At 37.2% G+C, this 19,343-nt stretch carries 19 protein-coding genes and 1 other annotated feature; all 19 genes read right to left on the reverse strand.

The annotated features are described in order from the left end of the window. Positions 1–70: 70 nt before the first annotated feature. Positions 71–691: an orotate phosphoribosyltransferase gene (gene pyrE, locus MKY78_RS00470; protein ID WP_339215397.1), complete on the reverse strand. Its 621-nt coding sequence runs from the start codon at positions 689–691 to the stop codon at positions 71–73. Continuing rightward, a complete protein-coding gene (gene pyrF, locus MKY78_RS00475; RefSeq protein WP_339215398.1) occupies positions 682–1,395 on the reverse strand; it encodes an orotidine-5'-phosphate decarboxylase in 714 nt (237 codons plus the stop codon). Before pyrF ends, pyrE begins: the two co-directional genes overlap by 10 nt. After that, on the reverse strand, positions 1,392–2,306 hold the full coding sequence (locus tag MKY78_RS00480) for a dihydroorotate dehydrogenase (RefSeq protein WP_186868612.1): 915 nt from the start codon (positions 2,304–2,306) through the stop codon (positions 1,392–1,394). The genes pyrF and MKY78_RS00480 overlap by 4 nt, the downstream gene beginning before the upstream one ends. Beyond that, positions 2,303–3,058, reverse strand: coding sequence for a dihydroorotate dehydrogenase electron transfer subunit (locus MKY78_RS00485; RefSeq protein ID WP_186868611.1), 756 nt, complete (start codon positions 3,056–3,058; stop codon positions 2,303–2,305). The genes MKY78_RS00480 and MKY78_RS00485 overlap by 4 nt, the downstream gene beginning before the upstream one ends. Further along, a complete protein-coding gene (carB, locus tag MKY78_RS00490; protein WP_339215399.1) occupies positions 3,055–6,255 on the reverse strand; it encodes a carbamoyl-phosphate synthase large subunit in 3,201 nt (1,066 codons plus the stop codon). The genes MKY78_RS00485 and carB overlap by 4 nt, the downstream gene beginning before the upstream one ends. Continuing rightward, positions 6,248–7,351 carry a glutamine-hydrolyzing carbamoyl-phosphate synthase small subunit gene (gene carA / locus MKY78_RS00495; RefSeq protein WP_339215400.1) on the reverse strand — a complete coding sequence of 368 codons (1,104 nt, stop codon included), beginning with the start codon at positions 7,349–7,351 and terminating at the stop codon, positions 6,248–6,250. Before carA ends, carB begins: the two co-directional genes overlap by 8 nt. Continuing rightward, positions 7,338–8,630: a dihydroorotase gene (locus MKY78_RS00500; RefSeq protein WP_339215401.1), complete on the reverse strand. Its 1,293-nt coding sequence runs from the start codon at positions 8,628–8,630 to the stop codon at positions 7,338–7,340. The genes carA and MKY78_RS00500 overlap by 14 nt, the downstream gene beginning before the upstream one ends. After that, positions 8,605–9,507: an aspartate carbamoyltransferase catalytic subunit gene (locus MKY78_RS00505; protein ID WP_339215403.1), complete on the reverse strand. Its 903-nt coding sequence runs from the start codon at positions 9,505–9,507 to the stop codon at positions 8,605–8,607. Before MKY78_RS00505 ends, MKY78_RS00500 begins: the two co-directional genes overlap by 26 nt. Before the next feature lie 151 nt (positions 9,508–9,658). Further along, positions 9,659–10,198 carry a bifunctional pyr operon transcriptional regulator/uracil phosphoribosyltransferase PyrR gene (gene pyrR, locus MKY78_RS00510; RefSeq protein WP_339217989.1) on the reverse strand — a complete coding sequence of 180 codons (540 nt, stop codon included), beginning with the start codon at positions 10,196–10,198 and terminating at the stop codon, positions 9,659–9,661. A 171-nt stretch (positions 10,199–10,369) separates the two neighbouring features. After that, entirely contained in the window at positions 10,370–11,275 is a 906-nt protein-coding gene (locus MKY78_RS00515) for an RluA family pseudouridine synthase (protein WP_339215405.1), read from the reverse strand. Continuing rightward, on the reverse strand, positions 11,272–11,742 hold the full coding sequence (lspA, locus tag MKY78_RS00520; RefSeq protein ID WP_339215407.1) for a signal peptidase II: 471 nt from the start codon (positions 11,740–11,742) through the stop codon (positions 11,272–11,274). Before lspA ends, MKY78_RS00515 begins: the two co-directional genes overlap by 4 nt. A gap of 255 nt (positions 11,743–11,997) precedes the next feature. Next, positions 11,998–14,754, reverse strand: coding sequence for an isoleucine--tRNA ligase (ileS, locus tag MKY78_RS00525; RefSeq protein WP_339215408.1), 2,757 nt, complete (start codon positions 14,752–14,754; stop codon positions 11,998–12,000). Between the two features lie 162 nt (positions 14,755–14,916). Beyond that, positions 14,917–15,144 (reverse strand) — a binding site (T-box leader). Positions 15,145–15,202: 58 nt separating this feature from the next. Beyond that, complete coding sequence (locus tag MKY78_RS00530) at positions 15,203–15,706, reverse strand: DivIVA domain-containing protein (RefSeq protein ID WP_186868602.1); 504 nt, start codon at positions 15,704–15,706, stop codon at positions 15,203–15,205. A gap of 164 nt (positions 15,707–15,870) precedes the next feature. Beyond that, a complete protein-coding gene (locus MKY78_RS00535) occupies positions 15,871–16,650 on the reverse strand; it encodes a YlmH/Sll1252 family protein (RefSeq protein ID WP_339215410.1) in 780 nt (259 codons plus the stop codon). Positions 16,651–16,660: 10 nt separating this feature from the next. Then, a complete protein-coding gene (locus MKY78_RS00540) occupies positions 16,661–16,945 on the reverse strand; it encodes a YggT family protein (protein WP_339215412.1) in 285 nt (94 codons plus the stop codon). A gap of 8 nt (positions 16,946–16,953) precedes the next feature. Continuing rightward, a complete protein-coding gene (locus MKY78_RS00545; protein ID WP_339215414.1) occupies positions 16,954–17,376 on the reverse strand; it encodes a cell division protein SepF in 423 nt (140 codons plus the stop codon). A 10-nt stretch (positions 17,377–17,386) separates the two neighbouring features. Next, a complete protein-coding gene (locus tag MKY78_RS00550; protein ID WP_339215415.1) occupies positions 17,387–18,064 on the reverse strand; it encodes a YggS family pyridoxal phosphate-dependent enzyme in 678 nt (225 codons plus the stop codon). A 24-nt stretch (positions 18,065–18,088) separates the two neighbouring features. Beyond that, positions 18,089–18,898: a peptidoglycan editing factor PgeF gene (gene pgeF, locus MKY78_RS00555; RefSeq protein WP_339215416.1), complete on the reverse strand. Its 810-nt coding sequence runs from the start codon at positions 18,896–18,898 to the stop codon at positions 18,089–18,091. Between the two features lie 24 nt (positions 18,899–18,922). Continuing rightward, positions 18,923–19,180: a YlmC/YmxH family sporulation protein gene (locus MKY78_RS00560; protein WP_339217773.1), complete on the reverse strand. Its 258-nt coding sequence runs from the start codon at positions 19,178–19,180 to the stop codon at positions 18,923–18,925. Positions 19,181–19,343 lie beyond the last annotated feature (163 nt).

Here is a 19,343-nt window from a genome sequence, read left to right on the forward strand (position 1 = left end):
AACCTCGAATTAGATAATTAATAGTTATGTAGTTTCATTATATAATAATTATCTAATAATGACACTGCTTTTACGATTCTAAAGCATTACGCCAATCCAACAAAATAGATTTTTCTTGATTGGTGAGTTTGCCATCTTCTACTAAAGCCTGAAGTAATGCATCATAATTTGTTAGACTTTGATAGGAGATATTCGCTTTTTCAAAATTATCATAGGATGATGATAATCCATATGAAAAAATTGACATCACTTCTAGAACTTCAGCACCAGCTTTACGAAGGGCTTCAACTGCTTCTAGAGAAGATCCACCAGTTGATATTAAATCTTCTATGACTACTACGTTCTTTCCTTGAACACTTCCCCCTTCAATTTGATTTCCTTTCCCATGGGCTTTCGGCTTAGAACGAACATAGACCATTGGAAGATTCAACCGGTCTGCTAGCCATGCAGCATGTGGGATACCAGCTGTGGCACAGCCGGCAATCACATCCAGCTTTATTGCCATTTGACTTACTCTTTCTTCAAATGCAGCTGCTATTTTTGTACGAACTTCAGGATAGGACATCGTAATCCGATTATCACAATAGATTGGTGATTGGATTCCAGAAGTCCACGTAAAATAATCAGTTGGATTAATCTGTACGGCTTTAATTTGTAACAATTCTCTAGCTAATTCACTACTTAATTGCATAACGCTTCCTCCCATTCCCTAACCGCTTGTTCATAGTTTTCTCTTGGATGATCAGACTTGGTTATACTTCTTCCTATCACTATATAATCTGCACCATGTTGACAAGCGAAACCTGGTGTTGCAATACGTTTTTGATCATCTGCTGTGGTATGACTAAGGCGTATTCCTGGTGTAACTGTAAGAAATTCTTCTCCGCAAGCTTTTTTAATGGCGCTTGCTTCATGTACGGAACATACGACACCATCAGCACCATTGGTATGCGCTAATTTTGAAAAGTGAACAGCTGCTTCTGTTACGTTATCCGTTAGCTTCAAATCCTGATGTAGCATTTGTTCGTCCATCGATGTTAAGATGGTGACCGCAATCAGCTTGGTATCATAGGTTGGATTACCATTTGTTAACCCTTCTTTAGCTCTTTGAATCATTTCACTTCCACCTAAGGCATGAATATTCACGATATCTACCTCTAATTTCGATAGGACATGCATTGCCTTCATTACGGTTGTAGGGATATCATGCAGCTTTAAATCCAAGAAGATACGATGATTATTCTTCTTTAATTTCTCAATGACTTTTAATCCTTCATTATAAAATAATTCCATCCCTACCTTCACAGGGACACCTTTTAAATCATTTCTTTCCAAGAAGGTGCTCGTCTCTTGCCAGTTCGGGAAGTCTAATGCTACATATATCGAATTTGTCATGCTATTATCCCCTTTCCAACTGCTTCTTGCACCGAAGAAAACCCATAGCTTTCTAATACAATCGGTAGACTATCAATAATTTCCGAGCAAATATATGGATTTTGAAAATTAGCTGTTCCGATAGCGACTGCACTAGCACCAGCTAATAGAAATTCAAGCACATCTTCCGCAGTTTGTATCCCGCCCATACCTATGATCGGAATATCCACCTGTTGGCTTACTTCGTAAATCATTCTTATCGCTATTGGTTTGATTGCAGGGCCTGATAATCCGCCAGTTTTATTAGCAATAAGTGGCCTTCTAGTTGGTAGATGTATTTGCATCCCTGTAATGGTATTGATCATTGATAAGCCATCTGCGCCAGCGGATTCAACAGACTTTGCCATCGCTACAATATCCGTCACATTAGGAGATAACTTCACATAGACTGGTAGATTGCTAGCTTTTTTCACAGCTTCTGTCACACGAGCGGCCATAATCGGATCGGTACCAAATTGAATTCCACCTTCTTTAACATTGGGACAAGATATATTTAATTCGAGTGCATGTACCTGATTGGTATTATTAAAAGTACTAGCTACTCTCACATACTCCTCTAATGAACTTCCTGCAATATTTGCGATAATACAAGTGTCAAATTCAGCTAAAAACGGTACCTCTGTTTCGATAATTTTAGTGACTCCTGGATTTTGCAAACCAATAGCATTTAGCATCCCACCCGTTGTTTCAGCAACCCTCGGTGTTGGATTACCAAATCGTGCATTTTCAGTTGCGGCTTTCATTGTTACCGCTCCGAGTTTACTTAAATCATAGAATTGACTAAATTCACGTCCAAATCCGAAACACCCTGATGCTGGGATAATTGGATTTTTCAATGCAAGACCTGGTAACTCTATTGCTAGATTTGTCATATTTGGACCTCCTCTGAGGCAAAAACTGGACCATCCTTACATATCTTCTTATAGCTATTGCCATCTTTTGTTGGTAAAACACAAGCAAAGCATGCTCCTATCCCACAGCCCATTCTCTCTTCTAAAGAAATATAGCCTTTCTTTCCTTCTAGCTTTGCGGTTAACGCTTTTAGCATTGGAAGCGGGCCACAGCTATAGTAGGAATCATATGTGCTAACCTTGCTTAACACATCGGTCACTACTCCTTTATGACCATAGGAACCATCATCGGTAACAATATACAATTCTCCTAGGTTTGAAAACTCCTGTTCATAGAATACATGCTCCTTTTGCTGAAATCCTAGAATAGAAATAATCGTAGCGCCTTTTTCCTTCAATGTTTTACCTAAATAGTACAAAGGTGGTACACCAATACCTCCTCCTACTAATAAAATAGTAGAAGGTGTATCTGTATCAATTGGAAACCCATTCCCTAATGGTCCTAGTGTATCTACTAAATCCCCCGGTTCATAGGCAGCTAAGCGCTTCGTACCATCTCCATTTATTTTAAATAAAATAGTGATTGTTCCTGTATCCTGGTCACAGTTTGCAATAGAGATTGGTCTTCTCAACGTATGATTTTCAACTTGAATATGCAAGAACTGCCCAGGTATTGCATATTTACTAATAGATTCATTGTGAAAAACCATTTTTATCGTATCGAGCGCGATAACTGTTTTGGATAAGATCTGCATTTTTTCCCTTTTTATCATAAAAGAACTACCTCTTTTGTTTGAACTGGATTTGCACTAAATGTTGTTGAATCGATTACATTTAGAATGGCATTTGCTGTATCTAGATTAGTTAAACAAGGAATACCTCTTTCAACGGCTACTCTTCTAATCATAAAACCATCTGACCTTGGCTGTTTTCCAGATGTTAATGTATTCATGACAAATTGTACTTTACCTTCCTCAATAATGGATAATACATTAGGTTTATCTGCCCCTAATTTTGCCACTTCGATAACTGGAAGATTTGCGCCATTTAAGAAGGATGCTGTCCCCTCTGTTGCATATAATTGGAAGCCAAGTTGATGGAAGCGTTCTGCAATTTGTAGCATTTCAACTTTATCCTTGTCTGCTACGGTAATTAATACGGCCCCTTCACTAGGAACGGATATTCCAGCTGCAAGTAATCCTTTATATAGAGCTTTTTCCATTGTTTTATCATAACCGATAGCCTCTCCAGTCGATTTCATTTCGGGCCCTAATATAGTATCAACACTACGCAATTTTTCGAATGAAAAAACTGGTATTTTAACAGATACTAATTTGTTTTCTGGAAGGATACCGGATGTATAACCTAAATCCACTAGCTTTTCACCAAGAATACACCTGGTAGCAAGGTTTGCCATTGTTACGCCCGTTATCTTACTAAGGAATGGTATCGTCCTACTTGCTCTTGGATTTACTTCTAAAACATAAACATCTTCATCACAAATAATAAACTGGATGTTGACTAAGCCTTTCACTTGCAGCGCCTGTGATATTTTCCAGGTTGCTTCAAAGCATTTTTCCTTTACCTTTTCTGATAATCGTTGTGGAGGATATACAGCTATCGAATCTCCAGAATGAACACCGGAGCGTTCTATATGCTCCATTATTCCTGGTACGATAGTTGTCTCACCATCACTAATGGCATCTACCTCTACTTCAATTCCCGTAATATACTTATCTACTAGAATCGGATGGCGATCTGTGATATGGCCAGTTTTTTGCAAATAAGCTTCTAGTTCGTCTTGGCTATAGACAATCTCCATACGACTGCCGCCGATAACGTATGAAGGACGAACTAATACTGGATAGCCGATGGAATCTGCAACATCAATTGCTTGCTCTATTCGTTTAACTGCTTTCCCCTCTGCTCTTAACAATCCTAGCTCTTCTAATAATATTTCAAATTTATCTCTGTCTTCCGCTTTATCGATTGCCTCTAGTGCTGTACCTAAGATTGGAACACCTCTTCTAGCAAGACCTTCTGCTAAATTAATTGCCGTTTGGCCTCCGAACTGGACAATAACTCCTTCAGGTTTCTCTAGATTAATAACATGCATAACATCCTCTAAAGTAAGAGGCTCGAAGTATAATTTATCGGATATACTAAAATCGGTAGAGACTGTTTCAGGATTATTATTCATGATAATAGCTTCATAACCCATCTCTTTAATGGAAAGTACGGAATGCACGGTAGCATAATCAAATTCTACCCCTTGACCAATTCGGATTGGCCCTGATCCTAACACTAACACTTTTCGATTAGCTGTTGGTATCGACTCATTTTCTTCCTCATAGGAACTATAAAAATAAGGTGTTTTAGAATCAAATTCTGCAGCACACGTATCCACCATTTTAAATACAGGGACAATATTTTCTTGGATACGAAACTGATAAAGCTCATCAACAGTACTATTCCAAAGTCTAGCAATTTGATTATCGGAAAATCCTTTTTGTTTTGCTTGATAAAGTATTTCTTTAGAAAATACATTACTACTAATAACGGCTTCAAAGTTTACTAATTCTTGTAGCTTAGTTAAGAAAAATGGGTCAATCTTCGTCAAGTTAAATACTGTATCGAGTGATACTCCTCTACGGAATGCTTCCGCAATAACAAATATTCTTTCATCATCTGCTACTTTTAGTCGATATAAAATATCATCCTCATCCAGAAAGGCTAAACTAGTTAACCCTAACTCTTCTGTCCCAATATCCATGGAACGAATTCCTTTTAACAGTGATTCTTCGAAGTTCCTTCCGATAGCCATAATTTCTCCAGTTGCCTTCATCTGCGTACCTAATTTACGATCTCCTGTAACAAACTTATCAAATGGGAATCGAGGTAATTTCGTCACGACATAGTCTAATGCAGGTTCAAATAATGCATAAGTTGTTCCCGTGATAGGATTCATTATTTCATCTAGTGTCAGTCCAACCGCAATTTTAGCTGCCATTTTCGCTATCGGATAACCTGTTGCTTTCGATGCTAGTGCAGACGAACGGCTCACCCGTGGATTAACTTCAATGACATAATAAGCAAAACTAGTTGGATCTAAGGCTAGCTGAACATTACATCCTCCTTCAATTTCGAGTGCACGGATAATCTTAAGGGAAGCATTTCGTAGTAACTGATATTCCCTGTCACTTAATGTTTGCGAAGGAGCAACGACAATAGAATCACCTGTATGAATACCAACTGGGTCAATATTTTCCATATTACATACGACAATCGCTTGGTCATTTTTATCTCGCATTACCTCATACTCAATCTCTTTAAAGCCCGCGATATTTCTTTCGATTAAGCACTGATTCACTGGTGATAACGCTAGTCCATTACGGGTAATTTCTCGCAAATCATCCTCGTCATAGCACATCCCTCCACCAGTACCACCTAATGTATATGCTGGTCGAACAATTAATGGAAAACCAATTGTCTCCGCAAATTCAACGGCCTCCTCTACTGTATTAACAATACGACTTTCTGGTACAGGCTCATTGATTTCTTGCATCAAGTCACGGAACTTTTCACGATCTTCTGCTTTTTGGATTGCATCTAACGATGTACCTAATAGGGCAACATTATATTGCTTAAGGATTCCAGTTTTATCTAAAGCTACTGCTAAGTTTAAGCCTGTTTGCCCACCTAGTGTCGGTAATAATGCATCCGGTTGCTCCTTACGAATAATTTTAGTTAAAAATTCAACCGTTAATGGCTCCATATATACTCGGTCTGCTACCGTTTGATCTGTCATAATGGTAGCTGGATTAGAGTTTGCTAATATAACTGTGTAGCCCTCTTCTCTAAGCGCTTGACAGGCTTGAGTCCCCGAATAATCAAATTCTGCTGCTTGACCAATTACGATTGGGCCTGATCCAATAACAAGTATTTTCTGAATGTCTGTTCGTTTAGGCATAGACTTTCTCCTCCTGCTGTTTCGTTATCGTTTGATCAATTAAGCGTAAAAAATCATCAAATAAATAGTTGGAATCTTCCGGTCCAGGTGAACTTTCTGGATGGTACTGCACGGAAAATGCTGGGAATACTTTATGCCTGATTCCTTCAACAGAATGATCATTTAATGCTATTTGTGTTAGTTCTAAATCCGTATTAGCTAATGAAGCTGTATTTACCGCATAACCATGATTTTGCGAGGTAAGAAATGTTTTTCCATGAATTATATCCTTTACTGGATGATTTCCACCACGGTGACCAAACTTCATTTTTTCTGTTTTTGCACCACAAGCAAGTGCTAATAATTGATGGCCTAAACATATTCCAAATATCGGGATTGCACCAATAACACGTTGAATTGTTTCAATAGCTTCCGGTACATCCTGTGGATCACCAGGACCATTTGTAAGCATAATTCCATCTGGTTTTAACCGTAAAATATTATCAGCTGAATAGTTATAAGGAACGACGGTTACATGACAATCACGTTTCGTTAATTCTCGTAAGATACCATGCTTCATTCCAAAATCAATTAATACAATCCGACGACCTCTTCCGGGAACAATATATGGTTTAGAAGTAGAGGTTTGTTTCACTTGATCATGTCTTACCGGGATTTGCTGTAACCTTCTAATAATCTCATCATCTGGTACGTCTTCATTAGCAATGTAACCTCGCATTGTTCCAGCCCTCCGAATACATTTTGTTAACTTTCGAGTATCAATTCCTGCTAATCCTGGAATATTATGTGCTTTTAGAAAGCTATCGATTGTTTCATCACACCGAAAATTAGAAGGATACTCACTGTATTCTTTAACGATTAAACCATTTATAAAAGGGGCAACTGTTTCAAAGTCATCTCTGTTTATCCCATAGTTCCCAATAAGCGGATAGGTTAAGGTGACAATCTGCTCACAGTATGATGGATCAGAAATAATCTCCTGATACCCTGTCATACTTGTATTAAATACTACTTCTCCACTTATCTCACGATCACTACCAAAACCTGCCCCAATAAATACTGTTCCATTTTCTAGTACTAGTTTACGCTTTAACATAGCTTTCCTCCTCATAGACGATGTTCCCTTCATAGATCGTAACAACTGGTATACCCGTTACGTTCCAATTATGAAATGGTGTATTTTTCCCTTTTGAATAGAAGGTATGTTTATCAATCCTTGTCTCCCTAGATAAGTCAATTAATGTTACATCTGCTATATCATTTTCTCTTAATCTTCCATAAGGTAAATGGAACACCTGTGCAGGTTTTATCGTTAACCAGTCTATAAGTTGATTTAAGGTTATTTTTCCTCGTTTAACTAGATTCGTATAGAGGAGTGGAAAGGCTGTTTCTAACCCTACAATTCCAAATGGTGCATGAAGCATTCCTTGGGCTTTTTCATCTGCACTATGTGGCGCATGATCTGTCGCAATAAAGTCAATCGTTCCATCTAATAGACCTTCCAGCAATGCTTCTTGATCTGCTTTACTTCTTAATGGTGGATTCATTTTCCAATTACCATCATCTTGGGTAATGGAGTCTTCATTTAAAATTAAGTGATGTGGTGTCACTTCTGCTGTGACATGAATTCCTGCTTTTTTTGCATCTCGGATCACACGAACAGATTCCTTCGTGCTCACATGGCAAACATGATAATGACAACCTGTAGCTTCTGCTAACAGGACATCCCGAGCGATCTGGACGGACTCACTTATTGAAGGAATACCTGGTAAATCAAGACGCTCACTTACATCGCCATGATGAACGACACCACCATACACGATAGAGTTATCTTCACAATGGGCAACAATTGCTTTCCCTGCTGCTTTTGCTCTTTTCATTGCCGAGTACATCGCGTGAGCTGTTTGGATGCCTACACCATCATCAGTAAATGCAAATACATTATGTTTGGCTAACTCCTCTAAATCAGTTAGCTCCTCTCCTTTTAACCCTTTCGTAATCGATGCATAAGGTATGACCCTAATGAGAGCATCTTGATCTATTTTCTCTAGTAAACTAGTAATGGATGCTACATCGTCCGGTACTGGATTCGTATTTGGCATGGCGCATACCGTTGTAAAACCACCTCTGGCAGCAGCCTTTGTCCCTGTTTTAATCGTTTCCTTATGTTCTCCGCCTGGTTCTCGTAAATGAATGTGTACGTCGATAAATCCAGGTGTTACAAGCTTACCCTCACAGTTAATCAAACGATCTACATCTTCTTTTTCAATCGATTCACCAATTTGCTTTATTTTACCTTCCTCAATTAGAACATCACAGCTTTCTAGTACTCCATTCTCCATCAATCGTTTAGCATTCTTTAGCAAGATTCTCATTTATAATCCCCCATTTTTGTAATACATGTGTTAAAATTGCCATTCTCATAAAGACCCCATTATTCATTTGCTTAAATATTCTAGAGCGGCTACATTCCACAAGGTCACTATCCATCTCTACGCTTCGGTTAACAGGAGCAGGATGAAGAATAATTGCTTTACTTAACATCCTTTGCTCCCGTTCTTTTGTTAATCCAAATTGTTCTAAATACTGTTTAGTATCATGCTTTTCAACATGTCTTTCATGTTGAATCCTTAACATCATCACAACATCACAAAATTCAACTGCTTCATCTATTGTGATATATGGGAAAGGTAGTGATTCATCTTCGTAGCCTGGTGCAGCACTTAAATAGACATTGGCACCTAATCGTTGAAGTGTATGCGCGTTTGAGTTTGCTACCCTGCTATGTTTAATATCGCCTACTATCACGATGTTCAGATTTTCGAACGTATTAAATTCTTGATAGATTGTCAGAAGGTCAAGCATTCCTTGGGTAGGATGCTCACGTGTTCCAGCTCCGGCATTTATGATCGGGATGGTAATGTGTTCTAATTCTTCTATCCATTGATCTGCTTCATGTCTAATAACTAGTGCATTTGCTCCAATCGATTCAAAAGTCTTCACGGTATCATAAAGTGTTTCCCCTTTTGCTAAGCTAGAGGCTTCTGCATGAAAGTCTAACACTTCTAAACCGAGCCTTCTTTCTGCTACAGTAAAGCTCATTTTTGTTCTAGTGCTTGGCTCGAAAAATAAATTCGCTACAAAAAGTTGCTTGGAAATTTGCATTTTTTTCATTTGATACATTTGTGCATCCTCTAGTAACTGAAAAATCTCTTGCTTACTTAACTGGTCGATGGATATAAAGTGCTCCACTTACAGCCCTCCCATTCGTCTAAGGATTTTACCTAATAAAAAAACCTCTTTGCATTTTGGTCGCAAAGAGGTAGACGTGCAGAATTCTATCGCACGTAATCAAAGCAACCTTGTAAACCTCTCTGGATTTAATTAAAGGTCCTTTCATTATTTATTTTTCATAAATAGATACTAAATCTGTTTGGTCCGTTTCATTAAGTCGGACTACTATAATCTCCTTCTCTGATGTTGGTATATTTTTCCCTACATAATCTGCACGTATTGGTAGCTCACGATGCCCTCTATCCACTAAGACTGCCAGCTGTATTTGTGACGGTCTGCCAATATCCATTACAGCATCCATGGCTGCTCTAACCGTTCTCCCAGTATATAAGACGTCATCGATTAAGATAACCTTTTTATTCGTAATATTATCTGGCAAATCGGTTTTGCGTATTTCTGGTTCATTTGAATCTATAGCCTTTGCTAGGTCGTCACGATATAATGTTATATCTAGTTCCCCAATTGGCAAGGTTAACCCTTCAATTCTTTTAATCTTTTCTTGTATTCTTTTTGCCAGTGGTACACCTCTCGTTTTAATCCCAACGATAACAAGGTCTTCTCCACCTTTATTTTTTTCAAGGATTTCATGGGCAATTCGGGTAAGTGCTCGGTTTATTGCCTGCTCGTCTAGTATTTCGGTTTTTTTAATCATATGTGTTGCGCCCTCCTAAATAAAAACCCCCTTTTTTCCATAAGGAAAAAAGGGGGAGTGATTACAAGTATCCCGTAAAAGTCGTTCCCTTTTTAGCCTCTCTGGACTGAAAATTTAAAGGTTCCTATTCATTTGTTTCATTATTTCAGAATTAACTCTTTCTGTCAACTACATTAATTCTAAATTAGTTAGTAATTCTTTAAAATAGGCAGGTGGCTCTACTTCAAATTCTAGCCATTCCCCTGTAGTAGGATGTGTAAACCCTATTAGTCTTGCATGTAATGCTTGACCATTTGTATCCAAAGTTTTTCTAGGTCCATATTTTGGATCACCTACAAGCGGAAATCCAATATACCGCATATGAACACGAATTTGATGTGTTCTACCTGTTTCTAATTGACATTCAATATGTGTAAATTCATTAAAACGGTTTAGCACTTGAAAATGAGTGACTGCGGGCTTCCCATTTTCTACCACGCCCATTTTTTGACGATCTTTCGGATCCCTTCCTATTGGCGCATCAACCATTCCTGTATCATGATTAATGATACCGTGAACAACCGCTTCATATTTTCGTTTCACATCTTTATTCGATAATTGTTCAGATAAACTAGTGTGAGCTTTGTCATTTTTAGCAACGAGCAATAAGCCACTAGTATCTTTATCAATACGATGAACAATTCCCGGACGCTCTACCCCATTAATTCCAGATAGATCCTTACAATGATATAGCAAACCATTCACCAATGTGCCAGATTGATGCCCTGCCGATGGATGGACGACCATTCCTTTTGGTTTATTAACCACTAATACATCCCTATCTTCATAAACAATCTCTAAAGGAATGTTCTCAGCTTCAATATCTAATGACTCCACCTCAGGAATTCTCCAAGTAATAACATCCCCTACTTGACACTTATAATTAGCCTTCACTACCTCATCGTTCACCATAACAAGCTCTTTCGTAATCCATCCTTGAACCCGTGAACGAGATTCATCAGGGTTTATATCGGCTAATAATTTATCGATTCGCATTTTATTTTGAGTTTCTGTAACAACATGTTGTAATGTCATTTATTTGTTCCTTTCTGCTTTTTCTCATCCAATATTGTAGCAATTATCACGAATATAACACCGACTGTCAGTGCAGAATCCGCAATATTGAAAATCGGGAAATCATATCCAAAAATTACAAAGTCGAAAAAGTCTACCACTTCTTGATGGAATAAACGATCAATAAAATTACCAATAGCACCACCTAAAATTAAGCCTAAAGCGATACCAAACAATTTACTATCTTTTCCAAATTTATGTAGATAGTAAATGATTCCGATGATTACAATTATCGTTATAATATAAAAGAACCACATTTTACCTTCTAATATTCCCCAAGCTGCACCACTATTTCGATGCGAGGTTAACGAAAAGAATCCATCTATAATTGATATTTGCTCATATAATTCCATATTTTTTACTACTAAGTACTTGGTAAATTGGTCTACTGCTATGACGAATACTGCTAAAATATAGTACCGATACATTCAGGTTACCCCTCCATATTGACTACTTCACTCTATTATTTGTATATAAATCCTTAGTTAATCTTATACTGTATCCAGTAAAAATTCAATGATTTATCCATCATCACTCTGTTTAACTATCGCAAACGTATACGGATGAAAGAAACCCGAACTAATTCATTGATATCAAGCGAATTAGTTCGGGTTATTCTAGATTGATTACGCTATGTGCTTCATGTTATTTTGTGCCAGTCACATGTTCTTCCATTCAAACACTTAAGCGGAATAGTGTTCTTCTACAACATCGGCACATCGGGAGCAAAGTGTCCGATGTTTTTCATTTTGTCCTACTGTATCTGAAGCAACCCAGCAGCGTTCACATTTTTCAGCCGGATGTTTTTCAACAAGCACATCGACATAACGGTATTCAGCCGCTGCCTCTGACTGTTCCTTAACAACAGCCTCTGAAACGATTAGAAGCTGATGAACATCATTAATTGAATTTAATACTGCCTTTGTTTCTTCATCTCTTGGAACAACCGTAATCTTAGCCTCTAAAGACTTACCAATTACTTTTTCATTACGTGCCTCTTCAAGTGCTTTTAGTACATCATCACGGATGGCCATGAAATGATTCCACTTGTTCTCCAGACCATGAAATCCTTCGATTTCTCTTGGTTCTGGAATATCTGTCAATTGAGGGCTCTCTTCTCTAACCCCCGGAATATATTCCCATACCTCATCAGCAGTATGTGGAATGATCGGTGTTAACAATTGTACCAAGGTGGTTAAGATTTCATAATACCCCGTTTGAATACTACGACGACGATGATTATCTGCCGCTTCAATATAAAGAATATCCTTAGCAAAATCTAAATAGAAGGAGCTTAGATCATCCGCAACGAAGTTATGGATACGATGGAAAATAGGAGAAAACTCATATTTCTCATAGCTTTCCCGTACTTCTTTTACTAACTGTTGCAAACGATGTAGCATGTAACGATCTACTTCTTCCATTTCTGCTTCCGGTACACGATCTGTTTCTGGATTATAGTCAGCTAAATTCGCTAACATAAATCGGAACGTGTTTCGAATTTTACGGTAAGCCTCAGAAGTTTGTTTTAGAATGTCATCTGAAATACGGACATCTGCTTGATAATCAACCGATGCCACCCATAGACGTAAAATATCTGCACCTAGCTGCTTTAATACTTTACTTGGCATGATAACATTTCCAAGTGATTTACTCATCTTACGACCATTACCGTCTAACACAAAGCCATGGCTAATAACGTTTTTATATGGTGCTTTACCTGTAACAGCTACTGCCGTTGATAAAGAAGAGTTAAACCAACCACGATATTGGTCACTACCTTCTAAATAAACATCAGCTGGTCTTGTATGATCTTCTCTATTTAATAGTACTCCTGCATGTGAAGAGCCAGAGTCAAACCAAACGTCCATAATATCGGTTTCTTTCGTAAATTCACCGTTTGGACTATGCTCAGAAGTAAATCCTTCTGGTAATAAATCTTTCGCTTCTCTTTCAAACCAAATATTAGAACCATGCTCTGCAAATAATTTCGATACATGTTCAATTGTTTCATCTGTAATAATCGCTGTTCCATCCTCACCATAAAACACCGGAATTGGAACTCCCCAAGCACGTTGACGAGAAATACACCAGTCCTCACGGTCACGAACCATATTGTATAGTCTTGTCTCTCCCCATGCTGGATACCAATTAACTTGTTTGATTTCCTCTAAGATATCTTCACGGAAATCTTTGATTGAAGCAAACCACTGTGCCGTTGCACGGAAAATGGTTGGTTTTTTAGTTCTCCAGTCATGTGGGTAGGAGTGCGTAATAAAGGAAAGTTTTAATAAAGCACCAACTTCATCTAACTTTTCAGTAATTACTTTATTTGCATCGTCATAGAACATACCTTCAAATCCAGGTGCTTCACTAGTAAACACCCCTTTATAATCCACTGGACAGAAAGCCTCTATGCCATATGCCTTCGAAACATAAAAGTCATCTTCCCCATGGCCAGGAGCTGTATGAACACAACCTGTACCAGCATCAGTCGTAACATGCTCACCAAGCATGACAAGAGATTCACGGGAGTAGAATGGATGTTTTGCTGTTACACGCTCTAATTCTCTTCCTTTAAAGCTTTTCACTACTTGTGGATTTTCCCACTCTAGTTCTGTTTTTAGAGATTCAAGTAGTGCTTCTGCCACAACAAATTTGTCATTATGAACTTTAACTAACACATAGTTGATATCGGGATGGACACTGATACCTAGATTAGCTGGAATTGTCCATGGAGTTGTTGTCCAGATGACAATTTTATCTCCAGAATCCAGAACTCCTTTTCCATCTTCTACATCAAACGCAACATAAATAGAAGCAGAGCGTTTATCATAATACTCAATCTCAGCCTCAGCAAGCGCTGATTCAGATGAAGGAGACCAATATACTGGTTTTAGTCCTTTATAGATATATCCTTTTTTAGCCATTTCACCGAATACTTTAATTTGTGCCGCTTCATAATCTTTCGTTAATGTTATATATGGATTATCCCAATCACCACGTACGCCGAGCTCTTTAAATTGTGAACGTTGACTATCGACTTGGGTTAATGCATATTCTGCACATAGCTGTCTGAATTCTGCTACAGATAGCTCTTTACGTTTCACTTTTTTATTCTTCGTTAATGCCGTTTCAATCGGCAGACCATGTGTATCCCATCCTGGAATATAAGGTGCATGGTAACCTGACATGGACTTATACCGTGTAATGAAATCTTTTAAGATTTTATTTAATGCATGACCAATATGAATATCACCGTTCGCATATGGTGGACCATCGTGCAGGATAAATGTTGGTCTACCTTTTGTTCTTTCCACTGATTTTTCGTATAGGTTCATTTCCTCCCATTTTTCACGACGTAATGGTTCTTTGTTTGGTAGATTCCCACGCATTGGAAATTCTGTTTTTGGCATCAGTAATGTTTCTTTATAGTCCACTGATTAGACCTCCTTATGTTTTAACTGTACATGATAAATATGTTTGGGCTATTTTTGGGTTTGTTGTATAGTTTCGCAGCTAGAACAGACATAAACTCCCTTAAATCAACCTAACTTTCCGAAAAAATACATCATTAAAATAAAAAAGCCTCTCTAATCCCAGAAAGGGACGAGAAGACTCGCGGTACCACCCTTATAAATTTAAAATGAAACCATTTTAAATTCACTCGATATTCGTAACGTGAACAAGACGTCCAATTTTACTTAATTTATTTCAAATTGGATACTCAAGAGTGATTTTCTAAAAACGTGCTGTACTAGGCTTTCACCAGACCCTAGCTCGCTTTAACAAGCAACTAGTTTTTATACTGTCTCTATCATCGTATTTGCTATTATTTTAACCTATTCGTGTAAGCATTATATGTAAATTTTAATAAAACGTCAAGGTTTAAGATTCATTATTAGCTAATTCCAAATCTTTACCAACCGCTTCCTCAAATAAATCTTCCCAATCATCTGATCCAATCATATCTAATTGAGCTTCCACAAGCATTCTTAAACGAGTGCGGAAAACTTTAGCTTGTTTCTTTAACTCTTCAACTTCCATTGAGATTTTGCGAGACTTACTTAGCGCATCGTTAATAATACGGTCAGCATTTTTCTCTGCCTCTTTAATGATTAGTTTCGACTCCTTTGAAGCATTCCCTTTTAATTCTTCAGCCGTTTCTTGAGCAATTAGGATTGATTTATTTAGTGTTTCTTCTATATTGGTGAAATGGCTTAGCTTTTCATTCATTTGTTCAATCTTTTCTTTTAATTCTTTTCTTTCTCTAATTACCATTTCATAATCCTTAATAACTTGATCTAAAAATTCATTTACTTCATCTTCATCATATCCACGAAAACTTCTCGTAAATTCTTTATTATGAATATCTAATGGTGTTAATGGCATAACGGCTACCTCCCTATGATTTTATAAAAATATTAGTCCATTTTCAGTATACCAGTATATTTCGACAAAAAATATGTATTTCCTGCAATTTATGCTTACATTTCTAGAAAAAAGTCAAAAAAGCAACTATTCGATATCATTATATATCAAATAGTCACTCTTTACTATACCTGTAATAATGCAGTTGTAACTTTTATTTTTTCCTTTTTGGTTTGCCCATTGACACCAACGAGCTTGCTTCTACCTTTTCCTCTGAGCGAAATCATATCGCCTTCTCTTAAAATGAATTTACTATCTTCTACCGTACGATAATTAACTTTAACTAATCCTTTATCAATAAGAGTCTGTGCCTCTTTACGGGATAGAGAATAAATCTCTTTTAAGATCGTATCTAATCTTAAGGAAGAAACTATTTTCTCTGAATGGGACCAAATAGGTTCTTGCTCAATTAAATCCGAAAGAGATGTTTCTTCGAAAGTAATTGTAGATTTCCTAATCATCGTCAAATTCATCTGGACATAAGCGGAAATATCTTTATCTAAAGCAAGCTGAACCTTGCCTTTACCAGCCAAAATATCTCCTACTTTTTTTCGTTTCATTCCTAATGATAAAAAGGCACCTAACACATCTCGATGAGTGAGCGAGACGAATTTTTCATGGTAGGTAGCCTGTAATAACGATATATTAAAGGAATCCTCGTTAATCTCTTCATAAAGAGGAGCAATAATCGCTCGTTTTCGCTCAGAATATGTTCCTCCACCAAAAAATAACAATTTCAACTCATCATTTGAGGTTCCAATTAACATTTCAATAATTTGTTGTTCCCTCGGGTCTAAAAAATCTGTCAATCGAGGTAAATAAGAGCGCTCCACTTGTTCCATCCATGATAAAACTTGATCAATGAAGCTATGCTCTTCTTTACGAAAATGTTGATATATATCCATCTACCAATAATCACCCAATTACCAATCGTACTAACATATCATAAACAGCCCATAGCCCGAATCCTGCTAACTGTAACACGATAATCGCCACAATAGGTGAAATATCGATCATTCCTAGTGGTGGGATAAACTTACGGAAAGGTTCTAAATATGGTTCATACAATTTCGAGAGTATTTCCCCAAATGATGATTCTCTTGCTCCGGGAAACCATGACATGAAAATATAAATAATTAATCCGAAACTATAAACACGCAATACATTAGACAAAATCAAAAATAACGTATATAACGACATAATCTACTTTACCATCCTTTATTGAATTCTTCTTCGAATGCTTCTGTGATAGAGCCAGAGACATCAACATTATCTGGTGCACAGAGGAATGTTTGTGAACCTAAACGTTGAATAACCCCGTTAACGGCATACACTGTCCCACTTAAGAAATCTATAATTCTCTTTGCCTCATAATGTTCAACCCGTTGTAAATTAATGACAACAGTTCGTTTATTGACAATATTATCTGCAATTTGCTGTGCTTCATCAAACGTTCTTGGTTCACAGAGTACTACTTTGGATGAACTCGTTTTAACACTTTGTAAGTTAATTACATTATTACTAGTAGCTGGAATTACGTTATTAGAGGAAGATGTAGCTACTTCTTCTTCCACGTATTCATATTCATCGTCCATAGCAAATAATGTCTTTAACTTGTTCTTAATACTCAAATTATCCACCTCACTTATTAGCCCCAACTAGCTTAGAACCGATTCGAATATGGGTTGCACCTTCCTCAATTGCAATACCATAATCATTACTCATTCCCATAGATAAATACTCACATGGAGCAAAAGGATAGTTTTTTTCTTTAATCATATCTCGTAAATTTCTAAGTTTACCAAATACTTGATGTAGTAGCTCCTTATCTTCCGTATGTGGAGCCATGGTCATTAACCCAACAATACGTATTTTAGTGTATTCAGAAATTTTCTCAACAAATCCCATTACATCATCCGGATGTAGCCCGTGCTTGGATTCCTCACCACTTACATTAACCTGGATAAAACAATTAACAGTAGATGAGGCACGCTTTTCAATTTCTTTTGCTAATGACAGTCTATCCAAAGAATGAAGATAATCTACCTTATTTATTACATCTTTTACTTTCCTTGTTTGTAGACTACCAATAAAATGCCATGTAGCATTGTCTTGTATTTGATCATACTTTTCTAAAAATCCTTCTTGACGATTTTCTCCAAGATCAGCTATTCCTGCTTCGATTGCTTCCATCGTTCTTTCTATTGTAACATATTTCGTTACAGCAATAATGGTAATCTCATTCGGATCTCGATTTACCTTATTACTAGCTTCATTGATTTTTGTTTTAATTTCTGCTAAGTTTTGTGCAACATCCATGATGACATATACTCCTCCTTACCACTAACCAGTAAAACCAATATATCCTAACATTCGACCGGTTTTTCCTTTATCCCGCCGATGTGAAAAAAAAAAATTTTCATCCCGATACGTACAGTAAGATGTTACATCTATATTACTACGAAACACGCCAGCTTGTACAAGAATTTCGACATTTAATTGTTTTAAATCTAACAAATAGCGTTCATGACCTGTCTCGGTCAACACCACGTCATGAAACTTCTGTGGTATACGATCTTTCACATAGTTATCTACCTCGTAATTTTCAGTAGATATAGAAGGACCAATCGCTACACGTATATCTTTAGGAGCCGAACCGAGTTGGATAAATTTCATGATCGTTTTCTCAGCAATTCTAGCAACCGTTCCTTTCCAGCCTGCGTGGGCAATACCTACGTATTTCTTTACCGGATCAAAAAAGAATAGAGGCACACAATCGGCAAAAAAGGCTGTACATAGTATTCCTTTTTGATTACTAATCAATCCGTCTATTCCTGTTAAGGACGATTCTACAGTAGTTGCTCCTCTACCAGCATCCTGAGAATCAACAATATGTACTTCAGAATGATGGACCTGCTCACCACTTACCCAGTTATCTAGTGGAATATGTAGGGATGTGGCTAGTCTTTTTCGATTTACAATTACGTCTTCCACATCATCAAAAACATGCAATCCCATATTGTTTGTATGAAATGGTTGCTTACTAACACCACCATGACGAGTTGTAAATCCGACGGTTAAGCTTGGTTCCATTTCCTTCCATTTATTTATATGAAGCAATGAATTTCCATCATATTGGAATATGTCTTGCAACGTAATTCCCCCTGCTAGAATAAATTATTCAAGATATAATTTAGCCCCGTCAACATCTTTTACTAAAATCACGTCAGAACCAATTGTGACGATTTGCTCCCAATATATCATTAATTCATCAGGTTTTCCAAAGAAACCTCCCTTTTTTTCGCGGTTATAAATAACCAAAGCAATTATTCTTCCACGATCAGGATCAATCTCTAGATCGGAAATATGTCCTAATCTTCTTCCGTCATTAATAACGATTAGTTCTTTTGCTTGCAAATCAGATAATGTAATCACCCGTTTCACCTACCCTTACTAGTGATATATATGCACTAGTCCAAGAGTTCATTCAGGGCTTAGCCAATGAAAAATTATTTACTCCGGCTAAGATTATATTACATGAAATAGAGGCTGGGGCAAAACTATTTCTAACATAGGATAAACCGAACATGAAAGTTAG

Origin of the sequence: Ornithinibacillus sp. FSL M8-0202 (assembly GCF_037975285.1) — a bacterium.
In the GTDB taxonomy this organism is placed as follows: Bacteria; Bacillota; Bacilli; order Bacillales; family Amphibacillaceae; genus Ornithinibacillus; species Ornithinibacillus massiliensis.

Coding starts and splice junctions, on each gene's coding strand:
- pyrE (WP_339215397.1), bottom strand. CDS start 691: ATGCAATTAAGTAGTGAATTAGCTAGAGAATTGTTACAAATTAAAGCC.
- pyrF (WP_339215398.1), bottom strand. CDS start 1,395: ATGACAAATTCGATATATGTAGCATTAGACTTCCCGAACTGGCAAGAG.
- MKY78_RS00480 (WP_186868612.1), bottom strand. CDS start 2,306: ATGACAAATCTAGCAATAGAGTTACCAGGTCTTGCATTGAAAAATCCA.
- MKY78_RS00485 (WP_186868611.1), bottom strand. CDS start 3,058: ATGATAAAAAGGGAAAAAATGCAGATCTTATCCAAAACAGTTATCGCG.
- carB (WP_339215399.1), bottom strand. CDS start 6,255: ATGCCTAAACGAACAGACATTCAGAAAATACTTGTTATTGGATCAGGC.
- carA (WP_339215400.1), bottom strand. CDS start 7,351: ATGTTAAAGCGTAAACTAGTACTAGAAAATGGAACAGTATTTATTGGG.
- MKY78_RS00500 (WP_339215401.1), bottom strand. CDS start 8,630: ATGAGAATCTTGCTAAAGAATGCTAAACGATTGATGGAGAATGGAGTA.
- MKY78_RS00515 (WP_339215405.1), bottom strand. CDS start 11,275: ATGACATTACAACATGTTGTTACAGAAACTCAAAATAAAATGCGAATC.
- lspA (WP_339215407.1), bottom strand. CDS start 11,742: ATGTATCGGTACTATATTTTAGCAGTATTCGTCATAGCAGTAGACCAA.
- MKY78_RS00530 (WP_186868602.1), bottom strand. CDS start 15,706: ATGCCATTAACACCATTAGATATTCATAATAAAGAATTTACGAGAAGT.
- MKY78_RS00535 (WP_339215410.1), bottom strand. CDS start 16,650: ATGGATATATATCAACATTTTCGTAAAGAAGAGCATAGCTTCATTGAT.
- MKY78_RS00540 (WP_339215412.1), bottom strand. CDS start 16,945: ATGTCGTTATATACGTTATTTTTGATTTTGTCTAATGTATTGCGTGTT.
- MKY78_RS00550 (WP_339215415.1), bottom strand. CDS start 18,064: ATGGATGTTGCACAAAACTTAGCAGAAATTAAAACAAAAATCAATGAA.